Raw genomic sequence first — 14,957 nt, forward strand, 5'->3', positions numbered from 1 at the left:
TGTGGGGCGAGACGCGAACGCGCGTCGCGTCCCGCGCCAGATAAAAGAAAAGGGCTGCCTTTCGGCAGCCCTTTTCTTTTATCTGGCGGAGAGGGGGGATTGTCGGGTGCATCCATGCACCCGACCCTTCCGCGCTACGCGCTCCAGGGCCAGCCTACGGCTGTCCGGTTCTGCTCCTGCAGAACCGTCGAACCCCGTCGGGGGTTCTCATCCCCCCGCATCAGAGGTGTCGATCACTACAACAACCGCCTGCATCTCCCGAATGTTGACCAAGAAAAAAGCCGCCCAGTGGGCGGCTTTCTTCTTTATCTGGCGGAGAGGGGGGGATTCGAACCCCCGAGGCGCTATAAACGCCTGCCTGATTTCGAGTCAGGTACATTCAACCACTCTGCCACCTCTCCGGGTGGTCCCCGGCGGACCGGGGACGCGCATCATACGAGGAAGTGAGGCCGACGACAAGTGATTCCGGCCAACGAAGTGAAAATTTCCTGGGCGCATGCCTTGCCGGATGCCTGCGGCCACCCGATGATGCCTGTCTCCCCCGGCAATACCCCGCCCTGCCCACCATGATCGAATTCGGACACCTCACCCACCCCGGCATGCGCCGCGAGCTCAACGAGGACACCTACTACGGTGACAGCGAGCTGGCCCTGTGGCTGGTGGCGGACGGCATGGGCGGGCATGCCTGCGGCGAAGTGGCCAGTGCACTGGCGCGCGAAACCATCGTGCGCGAGATCCGCCGCGGCGCACCGCTGGCACAGGCCATCCGCACTGCCGACGAAGAGATCATCCGTGCCTCGCGCCGGCGCAACGACACGTTGCCGATGGGTACCACCGTGGTCGCCGCGCGTGTGCAGGGCAACCGCTATGAAGTGGCCTGGGTCGGCGACAGCCGCGCCTACCTGTGGCGCGACGGCCAGCTGGCGCAGCTCAGCCAGGACCACAGCGTGGTGCAGGAACTGGTCGCACAGGGCAACCTGACCGCCGAGCAGGCCCGCGCGCATCCGCACCGCAACGTGGTCACCCAGGCACTGGGCGTGACTGATCCGGCTCACCTGAACGTGGCCACCACCAGCGGTGAGCTGCGCCCGGGCATGCAGCTGCTGCTATGCAGTGACGGTCTCACCGAGGAAGTGGATGACCGCGGCATCGCCCGCACCCTGGCATTCGAAGATGCCAGCGCGCAGGAATGCGTGGATACGCTGGTCGCCGCCGCACTCGACGGCGGTGGCCGCGACAACATCAGCGTGATCCTGGTGCGCTGCCACTAACCGGTAGAGCCACGCCATGCGTGGAGGCGGTAGTGCCGGCCGCTGGCCGGCTCACCGGGAAACGTGTTTCACGCAGATGCCGGCCAGCGGCCGGCACTACCTCATTCCAGGCATTACGCGCTGGCGGGCTCTTCCACCTTCGGGCCATCCCACAGTGCGTGGCCGGCCTTCTTGCGCAGTCGCTCCAGGCGCGCGGTGTGCGCTTCCAGTTCCGACGGCGTAGCCACCACGCGCGGGCGCGGCAGCAGCTTGCTGGTATCGAAAGCCTGCAACGCCGCGCCGGCGCCGCCTCCATCTTCATCGCCCAGGCCGAAGCCGATCTCTTCCTGGCCCGAGGTCAGCGCGATATAGACATCGCCCAGGATCTGCGCATCGAGCAGGCCGCCGTGCAGCGCACGGTGCGAGTTGTCCACGCCCAGCCGCTTGCACAGCGCATCCAGCGAGTTGCGCTGGCCCGGGAAGCGCTCGCGCGCCATCGCCAGGGTATCGATCACCGTACAGCGGTCGGCGATCTTTCCGTACTGCGGCCCCAGCAGCGACAACTCGTTGTCGAGGAAGCCCAGATCGAACGCCGCGTTGTGGATGATCAGTTCGGCGCCATCGATGAACGCCAGGAACTCATCGGCAATCTGCGCGAATTCAGGCTTGTCATCGAGGAACTCCAGGGTCAGGCCGGTGACTTCCTGCGCGCCCTGTTCGAACTCGCAGTCCGGCTTGATGTACTGGTGGTAGTTGTTGCCGGTCGGGCGGCGCTTGAACAGCTCCACGCAGCCGATTTCGACGATGCGGTTGCCCTTCTTCCACTCCAGGCCGGTGGTTTCGGTATCGAGGATGATCTGACGCATGGGCTCAGTTTACCGGGCTGGAGTCGCGGACCTGGATCGCCGCGTTGCGGGCCAGGGTATCCACCCGCTCATTGTCCGGGTCGCCGGAGTGCCCCTTCACCCAGCGCCAGTCGATCTGGTGCCGCAGCGTGGCCGCGTGCAGGCGCTCCCACAGCTCGCGGTTCTTCACCGGATCACCGCCGGCAGTCTTCCAGTTCTTGCGGATCCAGCCGGGCATCCACTGGGTCAGGCCCTGCCGCACGTACTGCGAGTCGGTGTAGAGCACGATGCTGCACGGCTCGGTCAGCGTCTCCAGCCCGGAAATGGCCGCCATCAGCTCCATCCGGTTGTTGGTGGTGTGCGCCTCACCGCCACTGAGCTCGCGCTCGTGGCCCTTGTAGCGCAGCAACGCGGCCCAGCCGCCGGGGCCGGGATTGCCGAGGCAGGATCCGTCGGTGTGGATTTCGATGGTTTTCAATACAGCTCCAGAATCAGGTAGCAACGGTGCCGTGCCAGCGCACCGGCAACGGTTTCGGCCCGGGCAGGGCCAGCGTGCGTTTTTCCGCATGGAACAGGCAGGCCGCGCGCAATGGCGCCCAGCCCCCTGGGCGACGGCTGCCGGCACCGCGCCAGAGCGGGCCGAGGTAGCGCATATCGTCGCACTCCAGGCCATGGCGGCCGAGCAGCAGGCGGATCCGCTGTGGCGTACGCACCACCAGCCCATGCTGCCGCCAGTGCGTGCGGTACGGGCTGAACGGGTTGAGGCTGCTCAGCCACAAATGCCCGCCCGGCATCAGTACGCGCTCGCACTCGTCGAGCAGCTGGTCGGCATCGCCTGTGGTGACATGCTGCAGCACGATCGCATTGACGCTCTCGTTGGCCAGGGGCAAGGGCAGCCCGCAGCGGGTATCGCCGTCATAGCCCGGCCCCTGCCGGTACAGGCGCAGGCCGCGCCCACCCAGCTGCGCATCCTCCAGCCAGGCCGCACTCGGTGCGATCCACAACCAGGGTTGCGCGGGCAGCACCGACAGCTGCGGAAGCAGCAACTGCCGTTCCAGAACGCGCAGGGCCGCCGCCGGCTCACTGTCGAACCACGGGGTCTGGCTCGCTTGACGGGTGCTCTGCAGCGCGGGCATGGTCCAATTCTATGCGACTGACTGCCCTGCCCGCATTTGCGGATAACTACATCTGGACGCTGATCGACGACGATGGTGCCGCCGTGGTCGTTGACCCCGGCGACGCCGCGCCGGTGCTCGCGCTGGCCGATCAGGGCCTGCGCGTGGATACGATCCTGCTCACCCACCACCACGACGACCACATCGGTGGCGTGCCTGCCCTGAAAGCGCGTTTTCCCGATGCGCGGGTGATCGCGCCTGTCGAAGAGCGCATTCCCACGGCGACCGAGCGGGTCGGCGAAGGTGAACGCGTTCAGGCACTGGGCCGGACGTTCCACGTACTATCCGTGCCCGGGCATACCCGCAGCCACATCGCGTTTCACACTGCTGAACATCTTTTCAGTGGAGATTCGTTGTTCAGCCTGGGCTGTGGACGTCTGTTCGAAGGTACGCCGTCCCAGCTGCTGGCATCGATGCGCAAGCTGGGTACCTTGCCCGCGCAACTGCTGCTTTGTTGCGCCCACGAGTACACCGTGTCAAATGCCGTCTTCGCGCGGCATGTCGACCCCGCCAACGCTGCCCTGTGGCAGCGCCAAGAGGAGGCTTTGGCCATGCGCCGCGATGACCGTTCCACCCTGCCGGTAACCCTGGCCAACGAATTCGACTGCAATCCCTTCCTGCGTGTGCACGCGGCGCCGATCCGTGCGTCGGTGTCGGCACACCTGGGCCGTGACGTCGTTGACGACGTCGACGTGATGGCCGGTCTCCGGCACTGGAAAGACGGCTTCCGCGCATGATGCGCCGAAGTCTGCCGCTGGCCCTGGGCCTTGCCTTGGGGCTGGCCGGAACCGCGGGCGCACAGTCGCTGGGCGCCGGCATCAGCCAGAACCTGACCGCTGCCGCGGCCCTGCCGCTGGACCCGTCCGCGCTGCCAGCGGCCTCGGTGCGCAACGGCCAGGAGATCTTCACCAGCTTCCGCGACGGCCTGGCCGAACCCAGCTGCGACGCCGAGGCCACCAGCCCGCGCTGGCAGAAGCAGTTCGCCCACGCCCCCTCGCGCCTGGCCAACCAGGATGACGATGCGCTGGTGCTGTTCGGCTACGTGGTCGAAGAGCTGCGCAAGGCCGACCTGCCCACCGAGTTCGCGCTGATTCCCTTCGTGGAGAGCGGCTACCGGCCCAATGCCCGCAACGGCAGCGGCCCGACCGGCCTGTGGCAGTTCATCGCCACCACCGCGCGCAACCACCGCGTGCCGATGGCCAACGGCTATGACGGCCGCCTGTCGGCGGTCGATTCCACCCAGGCCGCAGTGCGTTACCTGAAGACCCTGCACGGCATGTTCGGCGGCGACTGGCGCCTGGCCACCATGGCCTACAACGCCGGCGAGTACCGCGTGCTGCAGTCCATGCGCAAGGCTGGCATGAACGCGCAGAACGCCAAGCCTTCGGCGTTGCCCGGCCTGTCGCCGGTCACCCATGCCTACGTCGAGAAGCTGCATGCCCTGGCGTGCGTGCTGGAAGACGTGGAAGACCAGCCCGGCGTGATGGCCTCATTGGACCGCACCGTGCCGGTGCTGAAGGACCACACCCTGCCTGCGGGCACCAGCGTGCAGCAGTGGGCCGCACAGCGCGCCCTGGACCCGGCCAGGATCGCCCGCCTCAACCCGGCCCTGGCCTCCGGTGGCCGCCCCTCGGGCACCACCCGCGTGCTGGCACCGGTCTCGGCCGCAAATGCGACGGTAACGGAGGCAGCGACCACGCTGGTCGCCAGCGCTGCACCGGTGGCGGCCGCTGTACCCGCGCCGCAGGCCACCAGGACCGTCGCCGCGATCGCCGACCGTCCGCGCAGCCGCCGCCACACCGTGCGTGATGGCGAGTCGGCCTGGACCATCGCCCGCCGCTACGGCATGCCGGTGAAGGCCCTGCTGTCGCTGAACGGCCTGAGCGGCAGCAGCGTGCTGAAGCCTGGCGCGGTACTGCGCGTGGAAGACTGACGGACAGGCCAAGCGCCCGCCCCATGTAGAGCCGAGCCCATGCTCGGCTTTTTCTTGCCTGCGACTTCTCGGCGTTCATGGCAAGCCGAGCGTGGGCTCGGCTCTACAGTTCAATTTCCAGCAACGCTCCAACAAAAAAGGCCCGGCAATGCCGGGCCTTTCTCGTCCTGCCCGCCGCGAGGCTTACAGGTTCGCTTCGGTGGTCTGGATCACGAACTTCTTGCGCATCGCCTCAACGTAGGCCTTGGCCGCAGCCATGCCATCGATCTGGCTCAGCTGGTCCTTCAGCTGCTTCTGCTGCTCGGCGGTCACTTCCTTCACGTCGCCCGGGTTCACCTTGTTCACCGCGAACAGCAGAGCGTGGCCGTTGACGTCGACCTTGCCGTAGCTCGGCTTGCCATCGGCCGGCACCGGCGCACTGAAGATCGCGCGGTTGATTTCCGGGGTCGGCACCGGCTGGCTGCGCGGCAGGCCCGGCATCGGGCTCAGCTGCAGCTTCTCGCTGGCCGCCAGCGACTGCAGGGTGGCGCCCGCCTTCAGCTTGGCCAGCACGGCATCGGCCGCCTTGTCGCTGGCCTGGCGCTGACGGTCGGTACGAATCGCGGCGATCACCTGCTCGCGGGCCTTGTCCAGCGGCATGGCCTGTTCCGGGGTGTGCGCGGCCACGCGGATGACCACACTGTGGTTGGTCGCGCCGCCCAGAGCGATCGGGTCGCTGGCGGTCCCGTCCTGCACCAGCACGTCGGAGAACGCGGCACGCAGCACGGCCGGGTCAGCGGCGATGCCACTGGCGGTGGCACGGGTGATCGGGCCCAGGGTCTGCAGCGGCAGGTTCACTTCCTTGGCCGCAGCAGCCAGATCGCTCGGGCTCTTGTTGATGGCGTCGACCAGACGGCCGGCCAGTTCGTTGAAGCCGCGCTCGCCGTCGGCCTTCAGTTGCTCTGCAGCCAGCGTGTCACGCACTTCCTCGAAGGACTTGCCCTGGCCACCACGGACCGCGGCAACCTTGATGATGTGATAGCCGAACTCGGTCTTGACCGGACCAATCACGTCACCGGCCTTGGCGGCGAACAGCGCATCTTCAAACGGCTTGACCATCGCGCCGCGTTCGACCCAACCCAGGTCACCACCCTGCCCCTTCGAACCCGGGTCTTCCGAGTTGGCCTTGGCCAGTGCAGCGAAGTCGGCGCCGGCGGCCTTGGCTTCGGCGGCAATCTTGTTCGCCTTGGCTTCGGCACCGTCGCCGGTGATCAGGATATGCGAAGCCTGGCGCTGCTCCGGCGTGGTGAACTTCGCCTTCTCGTCTTCATAGCGCTTGCGCAGTGTGGCTTCGTCGGCTGCGGTCGGTGCCGGCAGGTTCGCGCCATTGATCTCGACGTACTCCAGCGAGACGCTCTCGGCCTGGCGGAAGTCCTTGCCATGGCTGTCATACCACTGCTTGATCTGCGCATCGGTCACCGGCGCGGTATCGGCCGGCACTTCCGGCAGCGCGGCCAGTTCGACGTCGCGGGTCTCGCCCAGCAGCTTCAGCAGGCGCTCGGTCTCGGACTGGGTAACGAAGCCCGAGTTCTGCAGGCCCGACGGAATCACCGACTGCTGCAGGCTCTCACGCACCAGTTCCTGGAACTGGGTCGGGGTACGCGGCGGATTGCCACCGGCCAGCGCCAGGCGGTAGTTGTTCTCGTTGAACTTGCCGTTCGAATCGAGGAAGGCCGGGATGGTGGCGATGTACTCGCGCACCGCGCCATCGCCGATCACGACACCGGCCTGCTCGCCGACCAGGCGCACGACCTGCTCGTCGATCAGCTGGTCGAGCACGGCCAGCTTGTTCTGGGTGCTCTCGAACGCGCGCGGGTCGAAGTTCTCGCCCTGCTGCTGGCGCTCACGCATGCGCTCCTGCTCGAAGCGGGTGCGGAAATCCTGCGCGCTGATCTCATGGTGCTGCCACAGCATGCGCACCGGCCACCACGACGGTGCCGAACGCCACCAGGTCGGGGGCGCGGAAACCTTGGCCACGTTCTGTGCGCCAACGCCACCCAGGTAGCTGTTGTCGATCACGAACAGGAACGGAATCATCAGCAGCCCCAGGATCACGGTGACGATCCAGCCTGAGGTCTTGTCGCGGAGTTTCTGCAGCATGGTGAGGAATCACAAGGCCTGATTGGCGAGCCCGGCAGTGTAACCCGCTTCGTCGCAGGGACCAAAAGCAGCACCGGCGTGGCCTGCGCACCGCTTCGCGACGGCACAAAGAAAAAGCCCCCGGCTTGCGCCGAGGGCTTTTAAAGTTGGCGGAGCGGACGGGACTCGAACCCGCGACCTCCGGCGTGACAGGCCAGCATTCTAACCAGCTGAACTACCGCTCCGCGCTGAAACTTTGCAGGCGCCCAGTATATCCGAAGACTCCCTGGAAACCCAGCCCGATGAACACTTTTTTCAAAGTTTTTTCACAGGGACTTAAGAATTCTGCAATGGCGGAGCGGACGGGACTCGAACCCGCGACCTCCGGCGTGACAGGCCAGCATTCTAACCAGCTGAACTACCGCTCCGTTCTTGCAAAAACCTTTTCGCCTTCTTCCCGAACCTTCCGGGGAGAAGACAAGGCCCCCGGCTTCAGGCCGGGGGCCTCGATGTAGTGGCGGAGCGGACGGGACTCGAACCCGCGACCTCCGGCGTGACAGGCCAGCATTCTAACCAGCTGAACTACCGCTCCGCATTGTTGCTTTTCTTGCTTTCCAACCAGCCTGGACCGGGAAGAAAACAAAGCCTCCAGCTTTTGGCCGGAGGCCTCGTTGAATGGCGGAGCGGACGGGACTCGAACCCGCGACCTCCGGCGTGACAGGCCAGCATTCTAACCAGCTGAACTACCGCTCCACACTCAAACTTTTACCGCGGTGCTGTGGTGGGTGCTGAGGGTTTCGAACCCCCGACCCTCTCCGTGTAAAGGAGACGCTCTACCGCTGAGCTAAGCACCCCAGCGAGCCGCTTAGTTTACAGCATCCTTCAGGGCCTTACCAGCCTTGAACGACGGATTCTTCGAAGCAGCGATCTTGATGGTGTCGCCGGTCTTCGGGTTGCGGCCGGTGCGTGCAGCACGGTCGCGGACCTGGAAGGTACCGAAGCCAACCAGGGTGACCGCATCGCCGTCCTTCAGCGCCTTGGTGACGGCAGCAACGACGGCATCGACAGCGCGGCTGGACTCGGCCTTGGTCAGGTCGGCAGCTTCAGCAACGGCATCGATCAATTCGGTCTTGTTCATTCTCTACAACTCCTTTGGCGGTGGGTTCCGCTTATTCGACAGGGAAGCAACCGCATGCCTTCTGCATGCGGCCGCCATGTGGAAACGGTTCGCCGATTCAGTCATCGCTGACAGCGATCACTCATTCGCGAGTGCTGCTTTTATACCAGTGGCCCTACCCCCACGCAAGCTGGAAAGCCAGCAACGACGCGGGTTTCGGGCCATTGGACAGCGCGCGTCAATGCTTGACGCGCGCGCTTCCACTCGGTTTGGCCTTGCTGCGCACCGTGACACGCTGCGCACTCTTGCGCGCCTTCTTCGGTGCCAACGGACGCTCCAGCGCCAGGTCCAGGACTTCTTCGATGTACTTCACCGGCACGATCTTCAGATCGCGGGTGACGTTGGCTGGAATGTCGGCCAGGTCCTTGCGGTTCTCTTCCGGGATGATCACCGTGCGGATGCCACCACGCAGTGCCGCCAGCAGCTTTTCCTTCAGGCCACCGATCGCGGTGACGCGACCACGCAGGGTGATCTCGCCGGTCATCGCCACATCGGCACGCACCGGCACCTTGGTCAGCATCGACACCAGCGAGGTCACCATCGCCGCGCCGGCACTCGGGCCGTCCTTCGGCGTGGCACCATCGGGCACGTGCAGGTGCACGTCGTGCTTCTGCAGGAAGTCGCTGTCGATGCCGAAGCCGACCGCGCGCGAACGCACCACCGACAGTGCCGCCGACGCCGATTCCTTCATCACGTTGCCGAGCTGGCCGGTCAGGATCAGCTGGCCCTTGCCCGGCACCAGCGTCGATTCGATCTGCAGCAGATCGCCGCCGACCTCGGTCCAGGCCAGGCCGGTGACCAGGCCGATCTCGTTCTCTTCCTCGGCACGGCCGAAGTCGAAGCGACGCACGCCCAGGTACTTGTCCAGGTTCTTGCTGGACACGCTCACCAGCGCCTTCTTCTTCGCACCCTTCTTCGCCTTCGCCGCCGGCTGCGGGCCGGCCAGCGCGATCTCCTTCACCACCTTGCGGCAGATCTTGGCGATCTCGCGTTCCAGGTTGCGCACGCCCGATTCGCGCGTGTAGTAGCGCACGATGTCCTGGATGGCATCGCTGCCGATCTCCAGTTCTTCCGGCTGCAGGCCGTTGGCCTTGATCTGCTTCGGAACCAGGTAGCGGGTGGCGATGTTGAGCTTCTCATCCTCGGTGTAGCCGGGGATGCGGATCACTTCCATGCGGTCCAGCAGCGGGCCCGGAATGTTGAGCGAGTTCGAGGTGGCCACGAACATCACTTCGGACAGGTCCAGGTCCACTTCCAGGTAGTGGTCGTTGAACGCGTTGTTCTGCTCCGGATCGAGCACTTCCAGCAGCGCCGAAGACGGATCGCCACGGAAGTCCATCGACATCTTGTCGATCTCGTCGAGCACGAACAGCGGGTTCTTGCTGCCGACCTTGTTGAGGTTCTGCACGATGCGGCCCGGCATCGAACCGACATAGGTACGACGGTGGCCACGGATCTCGGCCTCGTCGCGCACGCCGCCCAGCGACATGCGCACGAACTTGCGGTTGGTGGCCTTGGCGATGGACTGGCCCAGCGAGGTCTTGCCCACGCCCGGCGGCCCGACCAGGCACAGGATCGGGCCCTTCATCTGCTTCACGCGCGACTGCACCGCCAGGTATTCAAGGATGCGTTCCTTGACCTTCTCCAGACCGTAGTGATCGGCGTCCAGGGTGTCCTGCGCAGCCTTCAGGTCCTTGCGCACCTTGCTGCGCTTCTTCCACGGCACGCCCAGCAACCACTCCAGGTAGTTGCGCACGACCGCCGCTTCGGCCGACATCGGCGACATCTGCTTGAGCTTGTTCAGTTCGTTGCGCGCCTTGGCTTCAACGGCCTTCGGCATGCCGGCTTCGGCGATCTTGCGGGCCAGCTCTTCCAGCTCGCCCGGTGCGTCGTCCAGGTCACCCAGTTCCTTCTGGATGGCCTTCATCTGTTCGTTGAGGTAGTACTCGCGCTGGCTCTTCTCCATCTGCGACTTCACGCGGCCGCGGATGCGCTTCTCCATCTGCTGCACGTCGATCTCGCCGTCGACCAGGCCGACCAGCATCTCCAGGCGGTCGCCCACGGCCAGCGTTTCCAGCAGGCGCTGCTTGTCGGCCAGGCGCACGCTGATGTGCGCGGCGATGGTGTCGGCCAGGCGCGCCGGCTCATCGATGCCCGACAGCGTCTGCAGCAGTTCCGGCGGCAGCTTGCGGTTGGTCTTGACGTACTGCTCGAACAACGACATCAGCGAGCGTGCGATCGCCTCGACCTCGCGCGCTTCGCGCTCGTCGGTGGCGTCGATCTCCACGGCCTGGCCGTGCAGCGAGCCGTTGCGCTCGTCGACGTGGGTGACCTGCACGCGCGACAGGCCTTCGACCAGCACCTTGATGGTGCCGTCGGGCAGCTTCAGCAGCTGCAGCACCTGCGCCAGCGTACCGACCTGGTAGAGGTCGGCCGCATGCGGGTCGTCGGTCTCGGCCGACTTCTGCGCCAGCAGCAGGATGCGCTTGTCCGATTCCATTGCCTGTTCGAGCGCGTGCATGGACTTGTCACGGCCGACGAACAGCGGGATGACCATGTGCGGGAACACCACTACGTCGCGCAGCGGCAGGACCGGCAGGTCGAGGGTTTCACTTGGGGAACGGGCCATGGGGGCTCCAGGGAAGGGGAAAACCGCCTCCGGGAGGGCATCTTCCGGAGACAAAAAAAGCCGATGGCCCCGTTATGGGGCCATCGGCTTTCAGATGCAAGGCATTCCTTGAAAATCCTTTCCAATCAACAACCTGGAAGGATCACTCGGCGCCTGCGGCCTTCTGTTCAGGGGCCGCCGGGGTCTGGTAGATCAGGTACGGCTCGGACTTGTGCTCGATCACCGACTCGTCCACCACCACCTTGCTGACGTTTTCCTGCGACGGCAGGTCGTACATGGTGTCCAGCAGGACCGATTCGACGATGGTGCGCAGGCCACGGGCACCGGTCTTGCGCTTGAGCGCCTTGCGGGCAATGGCCGACAACGCGTCCGGGCGGAACTCCAGCTCGACGTTCTCCATCTCGAACAGCTTCTTGAACTGCTTGGTGATGGCGTTCTTCGGCTCGGTCAGGATCTTGATCAGGGCCGGCTCGTCCAGCTCCTCCAGGGTCGCCACCACCGGCAGGCGGCCAACGAACTCGGGGATCAGGCCGAACTTGATCAGGTCTTCCGGCTCGACTTCGGCCAGCACCTTGCCCACTTCCTGCTTGCGCTCGCTGCTCTTCACCTTGGCGCCGAAGCCGATGCTGCCGACGTCGGTGGAACGGGCCTGGATCACCTTGTCCAGCCCGGCGAACGCGCCGCCGCAGATGAACAGGATGTTCTTGGTGTCCACCTGCAGGAATTCCTGCTGCGGATGCTTGCGGCCGCCCTGCGGCGGAACGCTGGCCACGGTGCCTTCGATCAGCTTCAGCAGGGCCTGCTGCACGCCTTCGCCGGACACATCGCGGGTGATCGACGGGTTCTCGCTCTTGCGCGAGATCTTGTCGATTTCATCGATGTAGACGATGCCCTGCTGCGCCTTCTCGACGTCGTAGTCGCACTTCTGCAGCAGCTTCTGGATGATGTTCTCCACGTCCTCGCCCACGTAACCGGCTTCGGTCAGCGTGGTGGCGTCGGCCATGGTGAACGGCACGTTGAGCAGGCGGGCCAGGGTCTCGGCCAGCAGGGTCTTGCCCGAACCGGTCGGGCCGACCAGCAGGATGTTCGACTTCGCCAGTTCGACGTCGTCGTTCTTCTGCCGGCTCTCGATGCGCTTGTAGTGGTTGTACACGGCCACAGCCAGGGTGCGCTTGGCGCGGTTCTGGCCGATCACGTACTGGTCGAGCACCTCGAGGATCTCGCGCGGCTTCGGCAGCGAACTGCGCGCCGACTGCGCCTTTTCCTCAAGCTCCTCGCGGATGATGTCGTTGCACAGCTCCACGCATTCATCACAGATGAACACGCTCGGACCCGCAATCAGCTTGCGCACTTCATGCTGGCTCTTGCCGCAGAAAGAGCAGTAGAGGATCTTGCCGGTGTCCGTGGAACGACCTTGGCGGTCTTCGCTCATGCTTCGCTTACCCAGTTACCCCACCCGCTGAACGGGGGTTCGATTCGAGAATAGCACAGGGCCGAGGGGACACCAGTCCCGCCCGACCCTGCAGGAACGGGGCCTCCATGGCCCCGTGAAGGCCGGTCAGCCGGCCTGGATCGACTCATCCGGACGACGCTCCAGGACCTGGTCGACCAGACCGTAGGCCTGCGCCTCGAAGGCGCTCTTGAAGTTGTCGCGCTCGGTGTCACGGGCGATCGTCTCCAGCGACTGGCCGGTGTGCTTGGCCAGCACCTCGTTCAGGCGCGAACGCAGGGTCAGGATCTCACGCGCGTGGATGTCGATGTCGGTGGCCTGGCCCTGATAGCCGCCCAGCGGCTGGTGGATCATCACGCGCGAGTTCGGCAGCGCATAGCGCTTGCCGGCTTCGCCCGCGGCCAGCAGCAGGGCGCCCATCGAGGCGGCCTGGCCGATGCAGGTGGTGCTCACATTCGGCTTGATGTACTGCATGGTGTCGTAGATCGCCATGCCGGCGGTGACCACGCCACCCGGCGAGTTGATGTAGATGTTGATGTCCTTTTCCGGGTTTTCCGATTCCAGGAACAGCAACTGCGCCACCACCACGTTGGCCATGTGATCGTCGATCGGGCCCACGAGGAAGATCAGGCGCTCCTTCAACAGGCGCGAATAGATGTCGTAGGCACGCTCGCCGCGGCTGGTCTGCTCGACCACCATCGGAACCAGGTTCAGGGCTTTGGTTCGGTTGTCCATTACGTGAGGTACCTATCTTGGGGGGCAACAACCCCGCGCCGGCAAAGGCGCGGGGCATCCGGTGATCCGCCCGGGCTTACTGGCGGATCGCGTCCTGGAACGACAGCTTCTCTTCGGTGTGCTGGGCACGCTCGGCGATCCAGTCGATCACCTGCTCTTCCATCACACGGTTCTGCAGGCCAGACATCAGCTGGGGGTCGTTGCGGTACATCTCAATGACCTGTTCCGGCTCTTCGTAGGTCGAAGCGATCAGACGCATCGTTTCGTTCAGGCGCTTGGCTTCCAGGCGCAGGTCGTTGATGCGGGCCACTTCACCGACCAGCAGGCCGACCAGCACGCGCTTGGCGGCGGCGTCCTTGAAGCCTTCGTGGGCATCGGCCGGGATCTCACCGACGTTCTGGCCGTTGCGGCGGATCTGCTCGACCTGCTGGGCCAGCATGGCGCGGGCTTCGTTCTCGACCAGGCGCGGCGGCATTTCCACCGAGGCGTAGGCGGCGATCAGCTGCTCGCCGACTTCGCGGCGCAGGCGGTTCATCAGGGCGCCCTTCAGCTCGCGCTCCAGGTTGGCGCGGATGTCGCTGCGGAACTGCTCCACATCGCCGCCCTTCACGCCGAAGCTCTTGATGAAGGCTTCGTCGACCGCCGGCACGACCGGCTCGGAGACTTCAGCAACCTTGACGGTGACCTGCACGGTCTTGCCGGCCAGCACCGGCACGCGCCAGTCAGCCGGGAACTCGACGTCCAGGGTCTTCTCTTCACCCTTGGCCAGGCCGACCAGGCCCTTTTCGATGGTTTCGAACATCATGCCCTGGCCGAGCACGATCGAACCCTTCTCGGTGCCTTCGGCCGGCAGGCGCTCTTCGCCGGCCTGCGACCAGGTTTCCACCGCGACCAGATCACCGTCCTGCGCGCCACGGCTGACCGGGGCCCAGGTACGACGCTGGTTCTGCAGGTTCTCGATCATCTGGTCGATGTCGGCGTCGGTGATTTCGGCGCTGTGGCGCACGACGGTCAGCTTGCTGACGTCGATGTCGCCGAAGTCCGGCACCACTTCCACGGTGGCCACGAAGGAGAACTCACCCTCGTCGCCCTTGTCGATGCGCGGGCTGCCGACGATGCGCAGGTCGTGCTCGCGCACGGCCGCGTCGAAGGTTTCGCGCAGCAGGCCGTCCAGCGCCTCGCCACGGACCTGCGCGCCGAAGCGCTGCTCGATCACCTTGGCCGGCACCTTGCCCGGGCGGAAGCCCTTGATGCGGGTGGTACGGGCGATTTCGCCCAGGCGGCCGACGATGTGGCTCTGCAGACGCTCTTCCGGCAGCGAGAAGCTCAGGCGGCGTTCCAGGTTGCCGGTGGATTCGATCGAAGCTTGCATGTTGACTCCTGCCACCGGTGGCCCACGCCCCCGGCTCGATGATTGGGATGAAACGGTTGTAAGGACACGACGTCTGGGACGCGCCTGCTTGCCGCAGCCCTTTAGTTTCGCCCAATTCGGCCTGCACTGCCAGCGCGTGCCGGTCAAGGGGGCTTGAACCTGGCTCCCGGCAGACCCTCCGCCCGTGCCCGGCGAGCCCGCCCCGCGTTCAGGCACGCCCCATGGTGGGCCACACACATCAAAAAAAGGGCGCCAATGGCGCCCTTTTCCAGT

The 14,957-nt window shown here is 65.4% G+C and carries 12 protein-coding genes and 6 tRNA genes; 3 read left to right on the forward strand and 15 right to left on the reverse strand.

Annotation, left to right across the window (positions count from 1 at the left end; genetic code table 11):
- Positions 1–310: 310 nt before the first annotated feature.
- A tRNA-Ser gene (locus tag AC5P88_RS16680) sits at positions 311–401 on the reverse strand.
- Between the two features lie 165 nt (positions 402–566).
- On the opposite strand from AC5P88_RS16680, the gene AC5P88_RS16685 reads away from it, so the two are divergent.
- On the forward strand, positions 567–1,271 hold the full coding sequence (locus tag AC5P88_RS16685; protein WP_005408277.1) for a PP2C family protein-serine/threonine phosphatase: 705 nt from the start codon (positions 567–569) through the stop codon (positions 1,269–1,271).
- A gap of 113 nt (positions 1,272–1,384) precedes the next feature.
- Here AC5P88_RS16685 and dnaQ read toward each other — a convergent pair whose 3' ends face one another.
- From dnaQ to AC5P88_RS16700, 3 genes are read right to left on the reverse strand one after another with little or no spacing between them, the layout of a single operon-like run.
- Positions 1,385–2,116, reverse strand: coding sequence for a DNA polymerase III subunit epsilon (gene dnaQ, locus AC5P88_RS16690; RefSeq protein ID WP_060380022.1), 732 nt, complete (start codon positions 2,114–2,116; stop codon positions 1,385–1,387).
- 4 nt (positions 2,117–2,120) lie between these two features.
- Positions 2,121–2,573 (reverse strand): ribonuclease HI, encoded by a 453-nt coding sequence (rnhA, locus tag AC5P88_RS16695; protein WP_495225565.1) that lies wholly within the window; start codon positions 2,571–2,573, stop codon positions 2,121–2,123.
- 13 nt (positions 2,574–2,586) lie between these two features.
- Complete coding sequence (locus AC5P88_RS16700; RefSeq protein ID WP_495225566.1) at positions 2,587–3,231, reverse strand: class I SAM-dependent methyltransferase; 645 nt, start codon at positions 3,229–3,231, stop codon at positions 2,587–2,589.
- 11 nt (positions 3,232–3,242) lie between these two features.
- Here AC5P88_RS16700 and gloB point away from each other — a divergent pair, with 11 nt between their 5' ends.
- Together gloB and AC5P88_RS16710 are read left to right on the forward strand one after the other, a co-directional pair.
- Positions 3,243–4,007 carry a hydroxyacylglutathione hydrolase gene (gene gloB, locus AC5P88_RS16705; RefSeq protein ID WP_106550100.1) on the forward strand — a complete coding sequence of 255 codons (765 nt, stop codon included), beginning with the start codon at positions 3,243–3,245 and terminating at the stop codon, positions 4,005–4,007.
- On the forward strand, positions 4,004–5,203 hold the full coding sequence (locus AC5P88_RS16710; protein ID WP_111113623.1) for a lytic transglycosylase domain-containing protein: 1,200 nt from the start codon (positions 4,004–4,006) through the stop codon (positions 5,201–5,203). Before gloB ends, AC5P88_RS16710 begins: the two co-directional genes overlap by 4 nt.
- A 183-nt stretch (positions 5,204–5,386) precedes the next feature.
- Here the strand turns inward: AC5P88_RS16710 and AC5P88_RS16715 are convergent, their stop codons facing one another.
- From AC5P88_RS16715 to tig, 11 genes are all read right to left on the reverse strand, one after another.
- Positions 5,387–7,342, reverse strand: a complete 1,956-nt coding sequence (locus AC5P88_RS16715) for a peptidyl-prolyl cis-trans isomerase (protein ID WP_495225567.1) — start codon at positions 7,340–7,342, stop codon at positions 5,387–5,389.
- 147 nt (positions 7,343–7,489) lie between these two features.
- Positions 7,490–7,566: transfer RNA gene (locus AC5P88_RS16720), tRNA-Asp, on the reverse strand.
- 106 nt (positions 7,567–7,672) lie between these two features.
- A tRNA-Asp gene (locus AC5P88_RS16725) sits at positions 7,673–7,749 on the reverse strand.
- 87 nt (positions 7,750–7,836) lie between these two features.
- Positions 7,837–7,913: transfer RNA gene (locus AC5P88_RS16730), tRNA-Asp, on the reverse strand.
- A gap of 84 nt (positions 7,914–7,997) precedes the next feature.
- Positions 7,998–8,074, reverse strand: a tRNA-Asp gene (locus tag AC5P88_RS16735).
- A 26-nt stretch (positions 8,075–8,100) separates the two neighbouring features.
- Positions 8,101–8,175: transfer RNA gene (locus AC5P88_RS16740), tRNA-Val, on the reverse strand.
- Positions 8,176–8,186: 11 nt separating this feature from the next.
- Complete coding sequence (locus tag AC5P88_RS16745; protein ID WP_004146343.1) at positions 8,187–8,459, reverse strand: HU family DNA-binding protein; 273 nt, start codon at positions 8,457–8,459, stop codon at positions 8,187–8,189.
- Positions 8,460–8,676: 217 nt separating this feature from the next.
- A complete protein-coding gene (lon, locus tag AC5P88_RS16750; RefSeq protein WP_099485204.1) occupies positions 8,677–11,127 on the reverse strand; it encodes an endopeptidase La in 2,451 nt (816 codons plus the stop codon).
- 142 nt (positions 11,128–11,269) lie between these two features.
- Positions 11,270–12,559, reverse strand: a complete 1,290-nt coding sequence (gene clpX, locus AC5P88_RS16755; protein ID WP_004154600.1) for an ATP-dependent Clp protease ATP-binding subunit ClpX — start codon at positions 12,557–12,559, stop codon at positions 11,270–11,272.
- Between the two features lie 126 nt (positions 12,560–12,685).
- Positions 12,686–13,312 carry an ATP-dependent Clp endopeptidase proteolytic subunit ClpP gene (gene clpP, locus AC5P88_RS16760; protein WP_004146318.1) on the reverse strand — a complete coding sequence of 209 codons (627 nt, stop codon included), beginning with the start codon at positions 13,310–13,312 and terminating at the stop codon, positions 12,686–12,688.
- A 76-nt stretch (positions 13,313–13,388) separates the two neighbouring features.
- On the reverse strand, positions 13,389–14,684 hold the full coding sequence (gene tig / locus AC5P88_RS16765; RefSeq protein WP_106550097.1) for a trigger factor: 1,296 nt from the start codon (positions 14,682–14,684) through the stop codon (positions 13,389–13,391).
- Positions 14,685–14,957: the final 273 nt, after the last annotated feature.

The sequence above is a fragment of the Stenotrophomonas sp. YJH_SMC_8 genome (genome assembly GCF_059371315.1).

Coding starts and splice junctions, on each gene's coding strand:
- dnaQ (WP_060380022.1), bottom strand. CDS start 2,116: ATGCGTCAGATCATCCTCGATACCGAAACCACCGGCCTGGAGTGGAAG.
- AC5P88_RS16700 (WP_495225566.1), bottom strand. CDS start 3,231: ATGCCCGCGCTGCAGAGCACCCGTCAAGCGAGCCAGACCCCGTGGTTC.
- AC5P88_RS16745 (WP_004146343.1), bottom strand. CDS start 8,459: ATGAACAAGACCGAATTGATCGATGCCGTTGCTGAAGCTGCCGACCTG.
- tig (WP_106550097.1), bottom strand. CDS start 14,684: ATGCAAGCTTCGATCGAATCCACCGGCAACCTGGAACGCCGCCTGAGC.
- AC5P88_RS16685 (WP_005408277.1), top strand. CDS start 567: ATGATCGAATTCGGACACCTCACCCACCCCGGCATGCGCCGCGAGCTC.
- AC5P88_RS16710 (WP_111113623.1), top strand. CDS start 4,004: ATGATGCGCCGAAGTCTGCCGCTGGCCCTGGGCCTTGCCTTGGGGCTG.
- clpX (WP_004154600.1), bottom strand. CDS start 12,559: ATGAGCGAAGACCGCCAAGGTCGTTCCACGGACACCGGCAAGATCCTC.
- clpP (WP_004146318.1), bottom strand. CDS start 13,312: ATGGACAACCGAACCAAAGCCCTGAACCTGGTTCCGATGGTGGTCGAG.
- gloB (WP_106550100.1), top strand. CDS start 3,243: ATGCGACTGACTGCCCTGCCCGCATTTGCGGATAACTACATCTGGACG.
- AC5P88_RS16715 (WP_495225567.1), bottom strand. CDS start 7,342: ATGCTGCAGAAACTCCGCGACAAGACCTCAGGCTGGATCGTCACCGTG.
- lon (WP_099485204.1), bottom strand. CDS start 11,127: ATGGCCCGTTCCCCAAGTGAAACCCTCGACCTGCCGGTCCTGCCGCTG.